We start from the raw sequence: 18,022 nt of genomic DNA, 5'->3' as shown, positions 1-18,022 counted from the left end.
ACCCCGGCCAGGGCGTCCAGCACCAGGGTCCGCAGGCGCGCCGCCGCCCCGCCCCGGGCCAGGGCCAGCCGCGACATGACCTCACTGCCCGCGCCCATCTGCGGGTTCAGCAGGGCGCCCTCGGCCACGAGCGCCCCGTCGGGCCCCAGGGCCTGCCAGTGAATGGACGTGGTGCCCAGGTCCACGGCCAGGGCCAGGGCCGCTCCCGTGCGCGGCGGCCGGGGGGCCGGGGCCGCAGGCCGCGCGGGCAGCAGCACCGCCACGCCGGGCAGGGCCGCGTGGCGGCAGCCCAGGCGCCAGCCCCCGGCCAGCTCCTCCGGCGCCAGCACCTCGTCCTCGCCGGGCGCGGGCGGCGGCGCCGCCGCCAGGAAACGCACCCGGCAACGCCCGCAGCGCCCCAGGCCCGAGCACAGCGCGGGGGCGGGCCAATGCCCGCTCAGGTAGGCGGCCTGGGCCAGGGTCAGGGCGGGGTCGGCGGGCAGGGTCAGGGTGCGCCCGCAGGCGTCGGTGATGGCGATGGTCATGGCATCCTTGCGGCCCGGGCCGGGCGGGAGGTCAGAGCAGATGCAGTACGCCCCTGGCCCCGGCGGCGGGGCGCACGCGGCCGACCACGGCGGCCAGGTCGCCCCCGGCCAGGAGCATGGCCCGGGCGCGGTCCAGCAGCGCGGGCGGCACGGCCAGCACCAGCCCGCCCGAGGTCTGGGCGTCGAAAACCAGATCCGTCAGCAGCGCGGGGACGTCCGGGCCGATCCGTACGCGCGAGGCGCAGAAATGGCGGTTGGCGTGGCTTCCGGCGGGAACAAGGCCCATGCCCGCCAGCTCCAGGGCCTGGGGCAGCAGGGGCACCGCCGCCACGTCCAGCTCCACGTCCAGCTCCGAGGCGCGGCACATCTCCAGCAGGTGCCCGCCCAGGCCGAAGCCGGTCACGTCCGTCGCGCCGAGCAGCCCCAGCTCGCGGATCACCGCGCCGCCCACCGCGTTCAGCCGCCCGGCGGTCTCCCAGACCAGGCGCTCCAGCTCGTCGGCGCCCTCCCAGCGGCCCTTGACGGCGGTGGCCAGCACCCCCGTGCCCAGGGCCTTGGTCAGCACCAGGTGGTCGCCGGGGCGCAGGCCCGCGTTGGTGGCCACGCGGGCCGGGTCGACGGTTCCCGACACGGCCAGGCCGTATTTGATCTCCGCCGCCTCCACGCTGTGCCCGCCCGCCGGAACGGCCCCGGCCTCCAGAACCTTGTCGCGGCCCCCGCGCAGGATGTCCTGGAGGATCTCCAGGGGCATGGTCCTGGCCGGGAAGCACACGATGTTCATGGCCGCCAGCGGCTCGCCGCCCATGGCGTACACGTCCGACAGCGCGTTGGCCGCCGCGATCTGCCCGAAGCGGTAGGGATCGTTGACGACGGGCGTGAAGAAGTCCACGGTCTGCACCAGGGCGCGACCATCGGGAAAGCGGACCACTGCGGCGTCCTCGCCCACGGCCTGCCCGGCCAGGAGCCGGGGGTCGGGGCGCACCGGCAGCGCCGAAAGAACTCGCTCCAGATCCCCGGGAGCGATCTTGGCGGCTCAACCGGCCGCTTTGACGGTGTCCATCAGCCGGGGCGTGTCGCTCATGGCCGGGCTCCTTTGACTGTCCGTGGTGGGCGCGGGGGCGCCGGGCCTAGCGGCTCAGGCTGCATTCCCTGCGCAAAAATTCGATGAAATAGCGCATGACCGGAAACTGGTGGCGCCGGGCATGGTACACAAGGTAGAAATTGCGCTGCATGTCCAGCCCGGGCACGCGCACCTCGCGCACCTGCCCGGCCTCCAGCAGGGGCCGGGCCGCCAGGCGCGAGGTGGCCGTCAGCCCCAGCCCTGCGCGGACGCAGGCCAGGGCGGCCTGGGTGCTCTCCACGGTCAGGGCCGTCTTGAGCCCGCGCGGATCCTGCCCGGCCCGGGCCAGGCTCTGCTCGAAGGCCCGGCGCGTGCCCGAGCCGGGCTCGCGCACCACCCAGGGCAGGGCCGCCAGTTCCTGCGGCGAGCATTCGGGGCCCGGCGCGGCCGGGCCCTCCACCGGGCCCAGGACCACCAGCTCGTCCCGAAGGATGGGCTCGAACACGAGGTCCGGATGATCCCCCGCCGCGCCGACCAGGGCCACCAGCTCCTCCCCTTCCAGCAGGCGGCGCACGACGCTTTGCGAATCGCCCCCCCGCAGCTCCACGCGCACCTCGGGGTGTTGGCGCACAAAACGCGCCAGGAGCGTGGGCAGCACATAATGGGCCGGGATTGTGCTGCCGCCCACGGCCAGGTCGCCCGCCACGCGCTCCTGGAGGAGCTGGATCTCGGCCCGGGCCGAGGCCACGCGGGCGAAGATGTCCTGGGCGTGACGATAGAGCACCTCGGCGGCCTGGGTGGGCAGGATGCTGCGGCCCAGGCGGTCGAACAGGCGCACTTCCAGCTCGGCCTCCAGGGCCGAAACGTGGGCCGAGATGGTCGGCTGTGAAAGGTACAACTCCTGCCCGGCCTTGGAGAAGCTGCGCATCTCATAGACCTTGGCGAAGGCTTCCAGGCGGCGTATGTCCATCCGTTCCCATCCTGTTTGCCCGCCGGGCGCCCGGGGGCCGGGGTGCGGCGGCGGCACGCCCGCACAATGCGGGGCGCCGCCGCCGGACATGAAAAAAGACAGGCCTTGCGGCCTGTCTTTTTATCGTTTTCCATCGAAAAAGGCTATAGCCTATTCGGCGGGCTTTTCAGCCTCGGCCTTGGGTTCGGCCTTGGGTTCGGCCTTGGGCTCAGCCTTGGCGGGCTTGGCCTCGGCCTTGGCGGCAGGCGCCGGGGCGTCGGCCTGCTCGGCCGAGCGCGAGAACTCGATCACGGCCATGGGCGCACTGTCGCCCGTACGCGGCAGGCCAAGCTTCAGCACGCGGGTGTAGCCGCCGGGAACACCGGCGAACAGCGGGCCGATTTCGTCGAAGAGCTTCTTGACCAGCGAATGGTTGCCCAGGACCTTGTAGGCCTCGCGGCGCGCCGGGACATCGTTTTGCAGGGCGAAACGCACCAGGCGCTCCACCACGCCGCGCAGTTCCTTGGCCCGCTTCTCGGTGGTGCGGATGCGACCATACACGATCAGCGACTTGGCCATATTACGGAACATGGCCTTCCGATGGGAGCTGCTGCGGTTGAACTTTCTTCCGCTTTTTCTATGCCTCATCGCTTTCCTTCCTCTTCAGCCAGTCCTCGTAGTGTTCCTGGAAGCCGTCAACGGTCATGCCGAATTCCAGGCCCATGTCGGCCAGGATGCGCTTGATCTCGTCGAGGGACTTGCGCCCGAAGTTCTTGGTCTTGAGCATCTCGCCCTCGGAGCGCTGCACCAGTTCGCCGACGGTGCGGATATTGGCACTCTTCAGGCAGTTGGTGGCGCGCACGGAGAGCTCCAGCTCGTCGATGCCCTTGAACAGGTTCGGATTGACGCTGTCGCACCCGCCGGGCTGCGAGCGGTCCTCGTCGGAGGTCTGCTCATCGAAGTTGATGAACACCGTGAGCTGGTCCTTGAGGATCTTGGCGCTGTAGGCCACGGCATCCTCGGGCGAAACGGAACCGTCGGTCCACACTTCGAGGATGAGCTTGTCGTAGTTGGTCATCTGGCCCACGCGGGCCTGCTCCACCGTATAGGCGACCTTCTTCACGGGCGAATAGCTGGCGTCCAGCCGGATGAGGCCGATCTCGTCGGAGACCTCCTCGTGCATGTCGGCGGGCACATAGCCTTTGCCCATGCGGATCTCCAGGTCGATGCGCAGCTTCACGTCCTCGGTCAGGGTCGCGATGTGCTGATCCTTGTTCAGCACGGTCACACGCTGGTTCTCGCGGATGGCGGAGGCGGTCACCCTGCCCTGCTTGTTGGCCTCCAGCACCAGGCGCTGGGGCTCCTCGGAGGACATGGCGAAACGCACCATCTTGAGGTTGAGGACGACGTCCGTCACATCCTCGAGCACGCCGGGGATGGTGGTGAACTCATGCTGGACGCCCTCGATCCGGGCGGAAACCGCCGCCGCCCCCTGCAGGGAGGACAGCAGCACGCGCCGCAACGCGTTGCCGATGGTGGTGCCGAAGCCGCGCTCCAGGGGCTCGCAGGTGAACCTGGCGTAGGTCCCCGTGCTCTTGGAGTCGCGAACGATCTGCTCCGGCTTCACCAGTTCGGACCAGTTTCGCGTGTTGATCAGTTTGTCGCCGTCTTGGATGATCATCTTGGCTCCCTAGCTATTTGGAGTACAACTCGACGATCAGCTGCTCGTTGATGGGGAACTGGATGTCCTCGCGCACCGGACGGGCCTTGATGGTGCCCTTGAGGTTCGGACCGTCAACTTCGAGCCAATCGGGGCAGCCGCGCCGGGCGATCACTTCCTGAGCCTCTTGGATCACGGGGATCTTGCGGCTCTCTTCGCGCACGGTGACCACGTCGGACTGGCGCACCTGCATGGAGGGGATGTTGACGCGCTGCCCGTTGAGCTGGAACACGCCGTGGCGCACCAGCTGGCGGGCCTGGTCGCGCGAGTTGGCGAAGCCCATGCGGTAGATCACGTTGTCCAGGCGCATTTCGAGCAGGGCCAGCAGGTTGGTGCCGGTGACGCCCTTTTGCATGTCGGCCTGCTCGAAGTAGCTGCGGAACTGCTTCTCCAGAACGCCGTACATGCGGCGAACCTTCTGCTTCTCGCGCAGCTGGATCGCGTAGTCGCTGATCTTCTTGCGGCCGCGGCCGTGCTGGCCGGGCACATAGGGACGGCGCTCGTAGGAGCACTTGTCCGTGAAGCAGCGGTCACCCTTCAAAAACAGCTTCTGCCCTTCGCGGCGGCAGATGCGGCATTTCGCTTCGGTATATCTAGCCAAAACAGATTCCTCCGAAAATTCGGGCGGTTAGACCCGGCGCCGCTTGGGCGGACGGCAGCCGTTGTGCGGGATGGGCGTCACGTCGCGCATGAAGGACACCTTCATGCCAGCGTTGTTGATGGCGCGCATGGCGGCCTCGCGCCCGGCGCCAGGGCCCTTCACGAGCACGCCCACGGTGCGCATGCCGTTTTCCATGGCCTTCTTGGCCGCGGTCTCCGCGGCGACCTGGGCGGCGAAGGGAGTGCTCTTGCGCGAGCCCTTGAAGCCCATGCCGCCAGCGGTGGCCCAGGAGACCACGTTGCCCTTCAGGTCGGTGAAGGTGATGATCGTGTTGTTGAAGGAAGCACGAACGTGGGCGATGCCCACCGGAACGTTCTTCTTTTCCTTCTTCTTGCCGGTACGGCGGGGTCTAGCCATTGTCCTTCATCTCCGTACTATTGAAATGTGTCTGCCGCAGCTACTTTTTCTTCTTGCCCACCACCGAACGGCGCGGACCCTTGCGGGTGCGGGCGTTGGTGTGGGTGCGCTGGCCGTGGACCGGCAGGCCGCGACGGTGCCGCAGGCCGCGGTAGCAGCCGATATCCATCAGCCGCTTGATGTTGGCCTGGACCTCGCGGCGCAGGTCGCCTTCGACCTTGTGGTTGTCCTCGATCTCCTTGCGGATCTCGTTGGCGGCCTCAGCCGAAAGGTCGTCGGTGTTCTGGTTCCAGTCCACGCCGACCGTGTCCAGGATCTGCAGCGCGGTGGTGTGCCCGATGCCGTAGATGTACGTCAGGGCGATGTCCAGACGCTTGTTCCTGGGCAGTTCGATACCAGCAATACGTGCCACGTCGATTTCCCCTTATTCCTTAGCCCTGGCGCTGCTTGTGCCGGGGGTTTTCGCAAATCACGCGCAGAACGCCCTTGCGGCGGATCACCTTGCACTTAGGGCACATTCTCTTGACAGAGGGTCTGACTTTCATGACCTGTTCTCCACTTGCATTGCAACCGGGCGGAAGCGCTCCGGTCTTGAATTCGTTGCCCAGGCAGACGCCCGCGGCGCTCAGCTCACACTCAGGACGACGGGCCCGTCGTGGGTCACCGCCACCGTATGCTCGAAATGGGCGGACAATTTACGATCTTTTGTCACGGCTGTCCACTTGTCTTCGAGTATCTCCACTTCGTAGCTCCCGACGCAGACCATGGGCTCGATGGCCAACACCATGCCCGGCTTGAGCACCGGGCCGACCGTGCCCGAGGGCACGAAGTTCGGGACCTCGGGCTTCTCGTGCAGCTTGCTGCCGATGCCGTGGCCCACGAACCGGCGCACCACGCTGAACCCCAGCCCCTCGACATAGTCCTGCACGGCCCGGGACACATCGTACAGGTTGTTGCCGGGCATCGCCTGGGCGATGCCCCGGTTCAGGGACTCGCGGGTCACGTCCAGCAACGTGCGGGCCTGCTCGCTCACCGTTCCCACCGGGTAGGTCCGGGCCGAGTCGCCGTAGAAGCGCTCGTAGATCACGCCCATGTCGAAGCTCACCACATCGCCCTCGCGCAGGATGCGCTCGCGCGACGGGAACCCGTGGACGATCTCCTCGTTCACAGAGCAGCACAGCGCGAAAGGGAAACCGCCGTAGCCCTGAAAGGCGGGCTGCACCCCGAACCGCCGGCACATGTCCTGGGCGATGTCCTCGAAGTGCATGGTGGGAACACCAGGCTCCACGGCTTCGCCCAGGGCGTCGAGGATCACCGACACGATGCGGCTGGCCTCACGCATCAGCGCGATTTCCGCGCTGTTCTTGATGTAGATGCCCCGAAACTTTTTCAAAGCCTAACGCCGCCCCTTGATTCTGCCCTGCTTGCCCATGAGCCCCTCATACTGGCGGCTGATGAGATAGGACTCGATCTGGGACATGAAGTCCATGGACACGCCGACAACGATCAGCAGCGAGGTGCCGCCGAAGTAGAACGGCACGCCGATCTTGCTGATGAGCACCATGGGCAGCACGCAGACGGCGGAAATGTACAGCGCGCCCCACAGGGTGATGCGGACCAGGACCCGGTCGATGTACTCGTGGGTCTTGGCGCCCGGGCGGATGCCCGGGATGAAACCGCCCTGCTTCTTGATGTTCTCGGCGATGTCTTTCGGATCGAAAATGATCGCCGTGTAGAAGAAGCAGAAGAACACGATCATCCCGACGAAACACACGTTGTAGATCAGCCCCGCGGGGTCGAACCACGCGGCGGCCTCCTGGAGCCAGTCCACCTGGGAGAACTGGGCCAAAGTCGCCGGGAACATCAGGATCGACGACGCGAAGATGGGCGGGATCACACCGGCGGTGTTCACCCGCAAGGGCAGGTGCGTGGTCTGCCCGCCATACATGCGCCGCCCGACCATACGCTTGGCGTACTGGATGGGGATCCTGCGCTGCGCGCGCTCCATGTACACGATGCCGCCCAGAACCGCAACCATGAACGCGACCACCAGCAGCAGGACGAACAGGCTGATCTCGCCCGCGCCCATGAGCTGGAAGGTGTTGCCGATGCCTGCGGGCAGCCCGGCGACGATGCCGCCGAAGATGATCAGCGAGATGCCGTTGCCGATGCCGCGCTCGGTCATCTGCTCGCCCAGCCACATGATCAGCACCGTGCCCGCAGTGAGCGTGATGATGGTCGTCAGCCGGAAGCCCCAGCCGGCGTCCAGCACCACGGGCGCGCCCGTGGGGCTTTGCATGTTCTCCAGGCCGATGGCGATGAACAGGCCCTGGACCACGGTGATCAGCACGGTGCCGTAGCGGGTGTACTGCGTGATCTTCTTGCGGCCCGCAGCGCCCTCCTCCTTGGACAGGCGCTTGAGCTCGGGGCTGACCACCGTCAACAGCTGGATGATGATGGACGCCGAGATGTACGGCATGATGCCCAGGGCGAAGATGGAGAAGTTCTCCAACCCTCCGCCCGAGAACATGTTGAATATGCCGAACAGCGTATTGGAAACCTGGGCGAAGAAGTCCTGCAGCGCGGCGGTGTCCACCCCAGGGGTGGGGACATGGATGCCGACGCGGTAGAACGCCAGCAGACCGAGCGTCCACAGGAGCCTTTTCTTCAGTTCAGGCAGCCTGGCGAGATTCTCAACCCCGGATAATGCCACGTCAATTACCCTTCCAGTGCCTTAGCGGTTCCGCCGGCGGCAGCGATCTTCTCTGCCGCGGACTTGCTGAAGCGGTGCGCCTCCACGGTGATGGCCGCCGCGAGTTCCCCGTCGGCCAGGACCTTGACCAGCGCGCCGCGACGCACCAGACCCTTGGCGTAGATGTCCTCCAGGGAGATCTCGGCCTGCCCGGCGAAGGCGGCGGCAATGCGGCCCACGGCCAGGGGCTGGTAGACCACGCGGAACAGGCTGTTCTTGAAGCCGCGCTTGGGCAGACGCCGGGCCAGGGGCATCTGGCCGCCCTCGAAGTGGGCGGGGGTGCCGCCGCCGGAGCGGGCGTTCTGGCCCTTGTGGCCCTTGCCGGAGGTGCCGCCCTGGCCGGAGGCGTGGCCGCGGCCGACGCGCTTGCGGTCCCGGCGCTCTTCCGGATACGGATACAGTTCGTGCAGTCTCATTATTCCACAACCTCGACGAGATGGTTGATTCTCTCGACCATGCCGAGCACGGCATCGTTCTTGGGCAGTTCCTTCACCTGGCGGATCTTGCGCAGGCCCAGAGCGTGCACGGTGGCGCGCTGCTTGGGGGAACAGCCGATCAGGCTCTTCACCAGTGTGACCTTGATGGTGTCCATGTCGCGTCTCCCCCGCTACTTCCTGGGCGTTTCGACTTTCTTCCCGCGCAGCCTGGAGACCTGGTCGGCGCTACGCAGGGAGGTCAGCCCTTCCATGGTCGCCTTGAGGACGTTGTGCGGGTTGTTGGTGCCGATGGCCTTGGTCAGGATGTCGTGGACACCCGCGGCCTCCATGACGGCACGCACCGGGCCGCCGGCGATGATTCCGGTACCCTTGGAAGCGGGCTTGAGCATGACGCGCGCGGCGCCAAAGCGGCCAAGGGTCTCATACGGCAGGGTGCCGTCGAGCAGGGCGACCTTCTTCATGGTCTTCTTGGCCTGCTCGCTGGCCTTGCGGATGGCCTCGGGGACCTCGACGGCCTTGCCCAGGCCGTAGCCCACCGAACCCTTGCCGTCGCCCACAACCACCAGGGCGCTGAAGCTGAAGCGCCGGCCGCCCTTGACGACCTTGGCCACGCGGTTCAGGTAGACGATCTTCTCGATGATGCCGAGGTCTTCCTGGGGCTCCTTGCGAGCCTCCTTCCGGGGACCCTTACGTTCGCGTTCAATAGCCATTTGTCCCTTCCGCAGCTTAGAATTTCAGACCGCCCTCGCGGGCGCCGTCGGCCAAGGCCTTGATACGGCCATGATACAGGTAGCCGTTGCGGTCGAACACCACGGTCTCGACGTTCTTTTCCTTAGCCAGCTTCGCGATCTCGCGGCCCACGGCCTCGGCGCCAACCTTGTTGGGCTTGGTCTCCTGGCCGCTCTTGACGAAGGCCAGGGACGAGGCGGAGGCGATGGTGGAGCCCGTCAGGTCGTCGACGAGCTGCGCATAGATGTGCGCATTGGAACGGTACACGCACAGCCGGGGGCGCTCGGCAGTCCCGCTCACCTTCTTGCGGATGCGGATCTTCCTGCGCAGACGCGCTTCGTTCTTAGAAAGCTTCATGGCCTTACCCTACTTCTTGGCGCCGGATTTGCCGGCCTTGCGACGGATGGTCTCATCCGCGTACTTGATGCCCTTGCCCTTGAAAGGCTCCGGCGGACGCACGCGACGGATCTGCGCGGCCACCTCGCCCACAGCCTGCTTGTCGATGCCGGTCAGGGTGAGCTTGTTGCCTTCGGCTTTGGCCTCCACGCCCGAGGGCAGCGGGAACTCCACCGGATGCGAGAAGCCCACGGTGAGCACCACGTTCTTGCCCTGCACCTGGACCTTGTAGCCGACGCCGACCACTTCGAGAACCTTCTCGAAGCCCTTGGTCACGCCCAGCACGCAGTTGGACAACAGCGTGCGGCGCAACCCGTGCTGGGCCCGGGCGGTGCGGCTGTCGTCGGCGCGGGTGAGCACCAGGTGGTCGCCGTCCTTGGCCACGAGAACCTTCTCGTGGGCCGGGGTGGCCAGGGCGCCCTTGGGGCCTTTGACATTGATCATATCTTTGCCGATCGTCACTTCCACCCCGGAAGGGATGGCGATGGGCTGCTTTCCGATTCTGGACATGACTCTTCCTCGTTACCAGACTTCAAACAGCAGTTCGCCGCCCACGTTCTGCGCCTTGGCCCGCTCGCCGTCCAGGACGCCCTGGGAGGTGGACAGGACACAGATGCCCAGACCGTTCTGCACGCGGGGGATCTGCGACGCGGCGACATACACCCGCCGGCCGGGCTTGCTGATCTTCTTCATGCCGCTGATCAGCGGGCGCCCGCCCTCGTACTTGAGCGCGATCTTCAGGGCGCGCTCATCCTCGTTGAAATCGGCGATATACCCCTCCTCCTTGAGGATGCCCGCGATGGCGGACTTCACTTTGGAGCGGGGGATGGCCACCTCGCCGTGCAGGGCCTGGTGGGCGTTGCGAATGCGCGTCAGCATATCCGCAATGGGATCAACCACTGCCATGATGGACTCCTTGGAGATTACCAGCTCGATTTACGGACACCCGGCAGTTCGCCAGCCAGCGCCTTGTTGCGGAAGCAGATGCGGCAGATGCCGAACCGACGCAGGAACGCGCGGGGGCGTCCGCAAATCGGACACCGGTTATACGCGCGGCTCGAAAACTTGGGTTTGCCCTGGGACTTGTTCAAAAGTGCTTTGCGGGACAAGGCGGACTCCTCCTTACTTCTTGAAAGGCATGCCCAGGAGATCGAGCAGCACCTTCCCTTCCTTGTCGGTCGGGGCCGTAGTGACGATGGTCACGTTCATACCCTTGACCTGATCGACGCGGTCGATGTTCAGCTCGGGGAAGATCGTGTGCTCCTTGATGCCCATGGTGAAGTTGCCACGCCCGTCGAAGCCGCGATCGGGAACGCCGCGGAAGTCGCGCACGCGGGGCAGGGCGAAGTTCATCAGCTTGTCGAGGAAATCCCACATCCGCTCACCGCGCAGGGTCACGCGGCAGCCGATGGGCATCCCCTCGCGCAGCTTGAAGTTCGCGATGGACTTCTTGGCGCGCGTGGTCACGGCGCGCTGTCCGGCGATGGCGGTCATTTCCGCCACGGCGTCTTCAAGCAGCTTGTTGTTGTTGCCCGCCTCGCCCAGCCCCATGTTCAGGCTGACGCTCTTGACTTTCGGAAGCTGCATCGGGCTCTTGTACCCGAACTCCTTCTGCAGGGCGGGGACGACCTTCTCTTGGTATATCTTCTCAAGACGTGCCATACTCGTCACCCTAGTCGATCGTTTCGTTGCATTTCTTGCAGAAACGGACCTTCTTGCCGTCGGTCGTTTCCTTGAACCCCACCCGGGTGGGCTTGGTGCACGCGTCACACATCAGCGCGACGTTGGAGATGTGGATCGGGGCTTCCTTTTCCACAATGCCACCGGGTTGCTGGGCGTAGGGGTTGGCCTTGGTGTGGCGCTTGACCATGTTCACCTTTTCGACCAGGACCCGATCCTTCTTGCGCAGGATCTTGAGCACCTTGCCGACCTTCCCCTTGTCCTTGCCGGAGATGACCATCACTTTGTCATCTTTACGAATCTTGTACTTCTGCATGATCTGCTCCTACAGCACTTCCGGCGCCAGGGAAACGATCTTCATGAAGTTCTTCGCGCGAAGCTCGCGGGCCACGGGGCCGAAAATGCGAGTTCCCACGGGCTCCATCTGCTTGTTGAGCAGCACTGCGGAATTGTTGTCGAACTTGATGTAGGTCCCGTCGGGGCGGCCAACTTCCTTGGTGGTCCGGACGACGACGGCCTTCATCACATCGCCCTTCTTCACCTTGGCGTGGGGCATGGCCTCCTTGACGGAAACCACGATGATATCGCCCACAGTCGCATAGCGCCGGCGGCTGCCGCCCAGCACCTTGATGCAGGCCACCCGTTTGGCGCCGGAGTTGTCGGCGACGTCGAGATTGGATTCAACCTGGATCATTGGTCACTCCTAGACGGCTTTTTCCAGAATGGTCTTCAGGTGCCACCGCTTGCGGCTGCTCAGGGGGCGGTGCTCGATGATCTGCACCTTGTCGCCCACGCCGCACGCGTTCTCGGGATCGTGGGCCATGAACTTGCCGCGACGGCGGATGTACTTCTTGAGCAGGGGGTGCTTGATCAGGGTCTCGACGCGCACGACGATGGTCTTGTCGCCCTTGTCGCTGACGACGATGCCGGTCAGCACCCGCTTGTTCGCGCTCTGTGCCTGTTGTTCCATGGCTTACGCTCCAACTTCCTTCGTCCGGAGAACGGTCAGGATCCGGGCGATGTTCTTTTTCACTGCGGGAATCCGCTGGGTGTTCTCCAGCTGGGCCGTCGCGTGCTGAAAGCGGAGGTTGAACAGCTCCTGACGATAGGCGCTGAGCTTCTCGTTCAACTGCTCGACGGAAAGCTCACGCATGTCCTTGGCTTTCATCCTACAGGCCCTCCCTCATGACGATGGCGGTCTTCACCGACAGCTTGTGCGCGGCGCGGGTCAGCGCCTCGCGGGCGAGCTCCATGCTCACGCCCTTGATCTCGTACAGCACATGGCCGGGCTTGACCGGGGCATAGTAGCCCGCGGGAGCGCCCTTGCCCTTGCCCTGACGGACTTCGGCGGGCTTGGAGGTGTAGACCTGGTCAGGGAAGATGCGAATCCAGACCTGGCCGCCGCGCTTGATGTGGCGCATCATCGCGATACGGGCGGCCTCGATCTCCTGGCTGGTCAGCTTCCCGTGCTCCAGGGTCTTGATGCCGATATCACCGAAGGCAACGGTGTTGCCACGGGTGGCCATCCCGCGCAGGCGCCCTTTCATGCGCTTGCGGAATTTGGTTCTTCTGGGGGTCAGCATTTACTTCTCCACCTCTTGGTCTAAGATCTCACCCTTGAAAATCCAGACCTTGACGCCGATGACGCCGTAGGTCGTGCGCGCGGTGGCCAGACCGTAGTCCAGGTCGGCGCGCAGGGTGTGCAGCGGCACGCGGCCGTCGCGATACCACTCGGAGCGGGCGATCTCGGCCCCGGCCAGGCGGCCGGCGCAGAAGACCTTGATGCCCTCGGCGCCGAACTTGCGGGCCATGCCCACCGTGCGCTTCATGGCGCGGCGGAAGGCCACGCGGCGCTCAAGCTGCTGGGCGATGTTCTCCGCCACCAGCTGGGCGTCGGTCTCGGGGCGGCGCACCTCGTTCACCTCGATGGAGAACTCCTGGCCGAACTTCTGGCGCAGGTCGGCGCGGATCTTCTCGATCTCCGCACCCTTGCGGCCGATGACGATGCCCGGACGCGCGGTGTGGATGATCAAGCGGATCTTGCCGCCGGCGCGCTCGATCTCCAGGCGGGAGATCCCGGCCTGGAAGAGCTTCTCCTTGACGTACTTGCGGATCTGGTGATCGGCGAAGACGTTGGCGGCGTAATCCTTGCCGGCAAACCAGCGGGAGGTCCAGTTCTTGTTGTACCCCAGCCGAAATCCGTACGGATGTACTTTCTGTCCCACGGTTGCCTCCTAGGACTCTTCCACAACCACGGTGATGTGGGCGGTGCGTTTGAGGATGCGATTGGCGCGGCCCATGGCGCGGGGCATGATGCGCTTCATGGTCGGCCCCTCGTCCACCACCACCTGCTTGACCACCAGGCTGTCCACGTCCACCCCGGGCAGCTGCTCGGCGTTGGCCACCGCGGAATGCAGCACCTTGCCGATCATCTGCGCGGCCTTCTTGGGCGTGAAGCGCAAGATATTCATGGCGTCCTCGACCGGCAGGCCCTTGATGTTGCGGGCCACCAGGCGCGCCTTTTGCGGCGACAGGCGGACGTATTTGGCGATTGCTCTCGTTTCCATGACGGGCACCTATCCTTTAGCGTTTGGCCTTGCTCTTCTTGTCGGCGGCGTGGCCGAAGTAGGTGCGCGTGGGCGCGAACTCGCCCAGCTTATGCCCCACCATGTTCTCGGTCACGAACACCGGGATGAACTTCCGCCCGTTGTGCACGGCGAAGGTCATGCCCACCATCTCGGGGATGATCGTGGAGCGGCGCGACCACGTCTTGATGACGCGACGGTCCCCGCTCTCGGTGGCCTTGTCCACCTTGCGGACGAGGTGCCCGTCGACGAACGGACCTTTTTTAAGCGACCTGGGCATTGGCTACTCCTACTTCTGACCGCGTCGCTTGATGATGAGCCGGGACGACGCTTTCTTCTTGTTGCGGGTCTTGTAACCCTTGGTGGGCATACCCCAGGGGGACACGGGGTGACGGCCGCCGGAGCTGCGGCCCTCGCCGCCGCCCAGGGGGTGGTCCACCGGGTTCATGGCGACGCCGCGGACCTCGGGGCGCTTGCCCATCCAGCGGGCGCGACCAGCCTTGCCGATGCTGATGTTCTCGTGCTGGATGTTGCCGACCTGGCCCACCGTGGCGATGCAGGTGGCCAGCACGTTGCGCACCTCGCCCGAGGGCATGCGCAGCAGGGCGTACTTGCCCTCCTTGGCCACCAGCTGGGCGTAGGTTCCGGCGGCGCGGCAGAACTGCCCTCCGCGGCCGGGGTGCAGCTCGATGTTGTGCACCACGGTACCCACCGGGATGCGCGCCAGGGTCAGCGCGTTGCCGGGCTTGATGTCGGCCTTGTCGCCGGCCAGGATCTGGTCGCCGACGCTGATCCCGAGCGGGGCCAGGATGTAGCGCTTCTCGCCGTCGGCGTAGTGCAGAAGCGCGATCCGGGCACTGCGGTTGGGGTCGTATTCAATGGTCGCGACGGTGGCCGCGATGTCCACCTTGTCGCGCTTGAAATCGATGATCCGGTACAGCCGCTTGTGGCCGCCGCCGCGCCGCCGCGCGGTCACGCGCCCGAAGCTGTTGCGGCCGCTCTTCTTGCGCAGCCCCACGGTGAGGGACTTCTCGGGCGTGGTCGCGGTGATCTCCTCGAAGGTGGAGATGGTCTGGAAGCGACGGCCAGCCGAGGTGGGTTTCAGTTTACGCGTGGCCATGCCTAGACTCCTTCGAACAGTTCGATCTTTTCGCCTTCGGCCAGCGTGACGTACGCCTTCTTGCAGCCGGACATGGTGCCGACCGTGCGACCAAAGCGGGTGCGGGCGCGGGCGCGGCGCTTGACCACGTTGACGCCCTCGACCTTGACGCCGAAAGCCTTCTCCACCGCCTTGCGAATCTCGATCTTGTTGGCATCGGGATGCACATAGAAGGCGATCTGGTTGGCCATTTCCTTCATGGAAGTGGCCTTCTCGGAGATCAGCGGCTTGATGAGTATCTGCGTGTAGTCCATTACTTCAACCTCTCTTCCACGGCCCTGGCGGCGTCCTGGAACAGCACCAGCTGGGGGTAGCGCAGAACGTCGTACACGTTGAGCATGTCCTGGCGCAGCACCTTGATGCCGGGAATATTCCGCGCAGAAAGACTGAGGACGGTATCGTCTTCGGGCAGAACAATCAAGGCTTTTGTCAGCCCGAGGGTCTTGGCCACCAGGGCGAAGTCCTTGGTCTTCACGGCCTCGAGCTTGATCCGGTCCACCACCGTGAGGCTGGAATCCAGCATCCGCGAGGACAGGGCCATCTTCAGGGCGAGCTTGCGCACCTTCTTGTTGACCTTGAACTCGTAGCTGCGCGGCTGCGGGCCGAAGATCGTGCCGCCGCCGGGCCACAGGGGCGAGCGGTTGGAGCCCGCGCGCGCCCGGCCCGTGCCCTTCTGGCGCCAGGGCTTGGCCCCGCCGCCGGACACCAGGCCCTTGGTCTTGGTGGCATGGGTGCCCGCGCGCAGCTTGGCCCGCTGGGCACGCACCACCAGGTTCAGAATCTCGGGCCTGACCTCGACCTCGAAGATCTCCGGGGCCAGCGTCAGCTCGCCCACTTCCTTCTTCGCCTGATCATACACTTTCACGACTGCCATCGTGCTAACCTCGATTCTGCTTGCGGACGAGGACCAGTCCGTTCTTGGGGCCGGGCACCTGGCCCTTGAGGATCAGCAGGTTGTCCTCGGGGCGCACGTCGAGAATCTCGACGTTCAGGCAGGTCACCTTGCGGTTGCCCATCTGTCCGGCCATCTTCTTGCCCTTGAAGACCTTGGACGGCCAGGCGCACATGCCCACGCTGCCCGGGGAGCGGTGAATCTTCTCGTGCCCGTGCGAAGCCGGGGCGCCGCGGAAGTTCCAGCGCTTCATGACGCCCTGGAAGCCCTTGCCCTTGGAGGTGCCGGTCACCTTGACCTTCTCACCGGGGGCGAACATCTCCACCGTCAGATCCTGGCCGAGCTCGTGCCCCTCCACGGAGTCCATGCGCAGCTCCTTGAGGAAGCGGTAGTAGTCGCGCCCGGCCTTGGCCTGGTGGCCCTTTTCGGGCTTGTTGACTTTCTTCTCGTCGATTTCCTCGAAACCGATCTGAAGAGCCGTATATTTGTCTTTCGTGGTCGCAGCGTCCTTCACCTGAAGGACGGGGCACGGACCGGCGGCAATGACGGTGCAGGGAATGGCGGTACCGTCGTCACCGAAGATGCGGGTCATGCCCAGCTTGCGTCCCATGATGCCAAGCGTGTCAGCCATCATGCATTCCTCGTTCTAGAGTTTGATCTCAACGTCCACGCCCGCGGGCAGCGAAAGCTTGCCCAGGGCATCGACGGTCTGCTGGGTGGGCTCCAGGATGTCGAGCAGGCGCTTGTGCACGCGCATCTCGAACTGCTCCCGGGACTTCTTATCCACGTGCACCGACTTCTGCACGGTGTACTTGTGGATATTGGTCGGCAGGGGGATCGGCCCCGCGATGCTCGCACCCGTGTTGCGGGCCGTGTCCACGATCTCGGAGACGGCCTTGTCCAGAATGCGATAGTCGTACGCTTTCAGCTTGATCCTGATGCGATCGCTCTGCATGGAAACCATGATTAACTCCTCTACTCCACGATCTCGGAGACGACGCCCGCGCCCACGGTGCGGCCACCCTCACGGATGGCGAAGCGCAGGCCGAGCTCCATGGCGATGGGAGCGATCAGCTCGACGTTGAACGTCGCGTTGTCGCCGGGCATGACCATCTCGACGCCCTCTTCCAGAGTCACCACGCCGGTCACGTCGGTGGTCCGGAAGTAGAACTGCGGACGGTACCCGCTGAAGAACGGGGTGTGGCGGCCGCCCTCATCCTTGGACAGGACGTACACCTCGGCCTTGAACTTCGTGTGCGGGGTGATGGAGCCCGGAGCGGCCAGAACCTGCCCGCGCTCGACCTCGTCACGCTTCACGCCGCGAAGCAGCGCGCCGATGTTGTCGCCGGCCTGGCCCTGGTCCAGAAGCTTGCGGAACATCTCGACGCCCGTGCAGGTCGTCTTCACCGTCGGGCGGATGCCGATGATCGCCACTTCGTCGCCGACCTTCAGGATGCCGCGCTCGACGCGACCCGTCACCACCGTGCCGCGCCCAGAAATCGAGAACACGTCCTCGATGGGCATCAGGAACGGCTTGTCGATGTCGCGCTGCGGCTCGGGAATGTACGAGTCGCAAGCGTCCAGAAGGTTCAGGATCGGCTTGGCCGCCTCGTCGTCGGCGCTGTCGGCCTCCAGGGCCTTGAGCGCGGAGCCGAGGATCACCGGGATGTCGTCGCCGGGGAACTCGTACTTGGACAGCAGCTCGCGAACCTCGAGCTCCACCAGCTCCAGCAGCTCGGCGTCGTCCACCATGTCGCACTTGTTCAGGAAGACGACCATGGACGGCACGCCCACCTGACGCGCGAGCAGGATGTGCTCACGGGTCTGCGGCATGGGGCCGTCGGTGGCCGCGACCACCAGGATGGCGCCGTCCATCTGGGCCGCGCCGGTGATCATGTTCTTGATATAGTCGGCGTGACCGGGGCAGTCCACGTGCGCGTAGTGACGGCTGTCAGTCTCGTATTCCACATGCGCGGTGGCGATGGTGATGCCGCGTTCCTTCTCCTCGGGGGCCTTGTCGATCTCGTCGAAGGCCACAAAGGCGCCGCCGCCACGCAGGGCGGCGATCTTGGTGATCGCGGCGGTCAGGGTGGTCTTGCCGTGGTCGATGTGACCAATGGT

General features: G+C 65.3%; 33 protein-coding genes. All 33 read right to left on the bottom strand.

Annotated features, from left to right (window positions below; all coding sequences use genetic code 11):
* Positions 1–524 (bottom strand): 2Fe-2S iron-sulfur cluster-binding protein (locus tag M0P34_RS05210; RefSeq protein WP_291497095.1); only part of this gene is annotated, 524 nt, incomplete at its 3' end.
* 31 nt (positions 525–555) lie between these two features.
* A complete protein-coding gene (gene selD / locus M0P34_RS05205) occupies positions 556–1,605 on the bottom strand; it encodes a selenide, water dikinase SelD (protein WP_291497093.1) in 1,050 nt (349 codons plus the stop codon).
* A gap of 46 nt (positions 1,606–1,651) precedes the next feature.
* Positions 1,652–2,554: a selenium metabolism-associated LysR family transcriptional regulator gene (locus M0P34_RS05200; protein ID WP_291497091.1), complete on the bottom strand. Its 903-nt coding sequence runs from the start codon at positions 2,552–2,554 to the stop codon at positions 1,652–1,654.
* 150 nt (positions 2,555–2,704) lie between these two features.
* The gene (rplQ, locus tag M0P34_RS05195) at positions 2,705–3,181 is read right to left on the bottom strand and encodes a 50S ribosomal protein L17 (protein WP_291497090.1); all 477 of its coding nucleotides are present in this window, start codon (positions 3,179–3,181) and stop codon (positions 2,705–2,707) included.
* Positions 3,171–4,214 (bottom strand): DNA-directed RNA polymerase subunit alpha, encoded by a 1,044-nt coding sequence (locus tag M0P34_RS05190; protein WP_291497088.1) that lies wholly within the window; start codon positions 4,212–4,214, stop codon positions 3,171–3,173. Before M0P34_RS05190 ends, rplQ begins: the two co-directional genes overlap by 11 nt.
* Positions 4,215–4,227: 13 nt before the next feature.
* Positions 4,228–4,854, bottom strand: a complete 627-nt coding sequence (gene rpsD, locus M0P34_RS05185) for a 30S ribosomal protein S4 (RefSeq protein WP_291497086.1) — start codon at positions 4,852–4,854, stop codon at positions 4,228–4,230.
* Between the two features lie 27 nt (positions 4,855–4,881).
* Complete coding sequence (rpsK, locus tag M0P34_RS05180; protein ID WP_291497084.1) at positions 4,882–5,271, bottom strand: 30S ribosomal protein S11; 390 nt, start codon at positions 5,269–5,271, stop codon at positions 4,882–4,884.
* A gap of 40 nt (positions 5,272–5,311) precedes the next feature.
* On the bottom strand, positions 5,312–5,683 hold the full coding sequence (gene rpsM / locus M0P34_RS05175) for a 30S ribosomal protein S13 (protein ID WP_291497082.1): 372 nt from the start codon (positions 5,681–5,683) through the stop codon (positions 5,312–5,314).
* A gap of 19 nt (positions 5,684–5,702) precedes the next feature.
* A complete protein-coding gene (gene rpmJ / locus M0P34_RS05170) occupies positions 5,703–5,816 on the bottom strand; it encodes a 50S ribosomal protein L36 (RefSeq protein ID WP_291497080.1) in 114 nt (37 codons plus the stop codon).
* Between the two features lie 80 nt (positions 5,817–5,896).
* Positions 5,897–6,664, bottom strand: a complete 768-nt coding sequence (map, locus tag M0P34_RS05165; RefSeq protein WP_291497078.1) for a type I methionyl aminopeptidase — start codon at positions 6,662–6,664, stop codon at positions 5,897–5,899.
* 3 nt (positions 6,665–6,667) lie between these two features.
* Positions 6,668–7,984, bottom strand: a complete 1,317-nt coding sequence (secY, locus tag M0P34_RS05160; RefSeq protein WP_291497076.1) for a preprotein translocase subunit SecY — start codon at positions 7,982–7,984, stop codon at positions 6,668–6,670.
* Positions 7,985–7,989: 5 nt separating this feature from the next.
* Positions 7,990–8,439, bottom strand: a complete 450-nt coding sequence (gene rplO, locus M0P34_RS05155) for a 50S ribosomal protein L15 (RefSeq protein WP_291497074.1) — start codon at positions 8,437–8,439, stop codon at positions 7,990–7,992.
* The gene (gene rpmD, locus M0P34_RS05150) at positions 8,439–8,615 is read right to left on the bottom strand and encodes a 50S ribosomal protein L30 (protein WP_291497072.1); all 177 of its coding nucleotides are present in this window, start codon (positions 8,613–8,615) and stop codon (positions 8,439–8,441) included. The genes rplO and rpmD overlap by 1 nt, the downstream gene beginning before the upstream one ends.
* A 15-nt stretch (positions 8,616–8,630) precedes the next feature.
* The gene (rpsE, locus tag M0P34_RS05145) at positions 8,631–9,170 is read right to left on the bottom strand and encodes a 30S ribosomal protein S5 (RefSeq protein WP_291497070.1); all 540 of its coding nucleotides are present in this window, start codon (positions 9,168–9,170) and stop codon (positions 8,631–8,633) included.
* Between the two features lie 16 nt (positions 9,171–9,186).
* Positions 9,187–9,546, bottom strand: a complete 360-nt coding sequence (gene rplR / locus M0P34_RS05140; RefSeq protein ID WP_291497068.1) for a 50S ribosomal protein L18 — start codon at positions 9,544–9,546, stop codon at positions 9,187–9,189.
* Between the two features lie 9 nt (positions 9,547–9,555).
* Complete coding sequence (gene rplF / locus M0P34_RS05135) at positions 9,556–10,095, bottom strand: 50S ribosomal protein L6 (RefSeq protein WP_291497066.1); 540 nt, start codon at positions 10,093–10,095, stop codon at positions 9,556–9,558.
* A 12-nt stretch (positions 10,096–10,107) separates the two neighbouring features.
* Positions 10,108–10,491, bottom strand: a complete 384-nt coding sequence (rpsH, locus tag M0P34_RS05130; RefSeq protein WP_291497064.1) for a 30S ribosomal protein S8 — start codon at positions 10,489–10,491, stop codon at positions 10,108–10,110.
* Positions 10,492–10,508: 17 nt separating this feature from the next.
* The gene (locus M0P34_RS05125) at positions 10,509–10,694 is read right to left on the bottom strand and encodes a type Z 30S ribosomal protein S14 (RefSeq protein ID WP_291497062.1); all 186 of its coding nucleotides are present in this window, start codon (positions 10,692–10,694) and stop codon (positions 10,509–10,511) included.
* Positions 10,695–10,707: 13 nt separating this feature from the next.
* Positions 10,708–11,247 (bottom strand): 50S ribosomal protein L5, encoded by a 540-nt coding sequence (gene rplE / locus M0P34_RS05120; RefSeq protein ID WP_291497060.1) that lies wholly within the window; start codon positions 11,245–11,247, stop codon positions 10,708–10,710.
* A 10-nt stretch (positions 11,248–11,257) separates the two neighbouring features.
* Positions 11,258–11,581 (bottom strand): 50S ribosomal protein L24, encoded by a 324-nt coding sequence (gene rplX / locus M0P34_RS05115; RefSeq protein ID WP_291497058.1) that lies wholly within the window; start codon positions 11,579–11,581, stop codon positions 11,258–11,260.
* A gap of 9 nt (positions 11,582–11,590) precedes the next feature.
* A complete protein-coding gene (rplN, locus tag M0P34_RS05110; protein WP_291497056.1) occupies positions 11,591–11,959 on the bottom strand; it encodes a 50S ribosomal protein L14 in 369 nt (122 codons plus the stop codon).
* Between the two features lie 9 nt (positions 11,960–11,968).
* Entirely contained in the window at positions 11,969–12,235 is a 267-nt protein-coding gene (gene rpsQ, locus M0P34_RS05105) for a 30S ribosomal protein S17 (protein ID WP_291497054.1), read from the bottom strand.
* Positions 12,236–12,238: 3 nt separating this feature from the next.
* A complete protein-coding gene (gene rpmC, locus M0P34_RS05100) occupies positions 12,239–12,433 on the bottom strand; it encodes a 50S ribosomal protein L29 (protein ID WP_291497052.1) in 195 nt (64 codons plus the stop codon).
* A 1-nt stretch (position 12,434) separates the two neighbouring features.
* Positions 12,435–12,848 (bottom strand): 50S ribosomal protein L16, encoded by a 414-nt coding sequence (rplP, locus tag M0P34_RS05095; protein ID WP_291497050.1) that lies wholly within the window; start codon positions 12,846–12,848, stop codon positions 12,435–12,437.
* Entirely contained in the window at positions 12,849–13,490 is a 642-nt protein-coding gene (gene rpsC / locus M0P34_RS05090; RefSeq protein ID WP_291497048.1) for a 30S ribosomal protein S3, read from the bottom strand.
* 9 nt (positions 13,491–13,499) lie between these two features.
* On the bottom strand, positions 13,500–13,832 hold the full coding sequence (rplV, locus tag M0P34_RS05085) for a 50S ribosomal protein L22 (protein WP_291497046.1): 333 nt from the start codon (positions 13,830–13,832) through the stop codon (positions 13,500–13,502).
* Positions 13,833–13,848: 16 nt separating this feature from the next.
* Positions 13,849–14,130, bottom strand: a complete 282-nt coding sequence (rpsS, locus tag M0P34_RS05080) for a 30S ribosomal protein S19 (RefSeq protein WP_291497044.1) — start codon at positions 14,128–14,130, stop codon at positions 13,849–13,851.
* A 9-nt stretch (positions 14,131–14,139) separates the two neighbouring features.
* Positions 14,140–14,970: a 50S ribosomal protein L2 gene (gene rplB / locus M0P34_RS05075; RefSeq protein ID WP_291497038.1), complete on the bottom strand. Its 831-nt coding sequence runs from the start codon at positions 14,968–14,970 to the stop codon at positions 14,140–14,142.
* A 2-nt stretch (positions 14,971–14,972) separates the two neighbouring features.
* Positions 14,973–15,263: a 50S ribosomal protein L23 gene (gene rplW, locus M0P34_RS05070; protein WP_291497035.1), complete on the bottom strand. Its 291-nt coding sequence runs from the start codon at positions 15,261–15,263 to the stop codon at positions 14,973–14,975.
* Positions 15,263–15,883 (bottom strand): 50S ribosomal protein L4, encoded by a 621-nt coding sequence (gene rplD / locus M0P34_RS05065; protein ID WP_291497033.1) that lies wholly within the window; start codon positions 15,881–15,883, stop codon positions 15,263–15,265. The genes rplW and rplD overlap by 1 nt, the downstream gene beginning before the upstream one ends.
* A gap of 4 nt (positions 15,884–15,887) precedes the next feature.
* Positions 15,888–16,532: a 50S ribosomal protein L3 gene (gene rplC, locus M0P34_RS05060; protein WP_291497098.1), complete on the bottom strand. Its 645-nt coding sequence runs from the start codon at positions 16,530–16,532 to the stop codon at positions 15,888–15,890.
* A gap of 15 nt (positions 16,533–16,547) precedes the next feature.
* Positions 16,548–16,865, bottom strand: coding sequence for a 30S ribosomal protein S10 (gene rpsJ, locus M0P34_RS05055; RefSeq protein WP_028587362.1), 318 nt, complete (start codon positions 16,863–16,865; stop codon positions 16,548–16,550).
* Positions 16,866–16,876: 11 nt separating this feature from the next.
* Positions 16,877–18,022 (bottom strand): elongation factor Tu (gene tuf / locus M0P34_RS05050; protein ID WP_291497028.1); only part of this gene is annotated, 1,146 nt, incomplete at its 5' end.

The sequence above is a fragment of the Desulfocurvus sp. genome, from assembly GCF_023230885.1.
Taxonomy (GTDB): domain Bacteria; phylum Desulfobacterota; class Desulfovibrionia; order Desulfovibrionales; family Desulfovibrionaceae; genus Desulfocurvus.
This window is presented reverse-complemented; position numbering and strand designations above follow the sequence as displayed.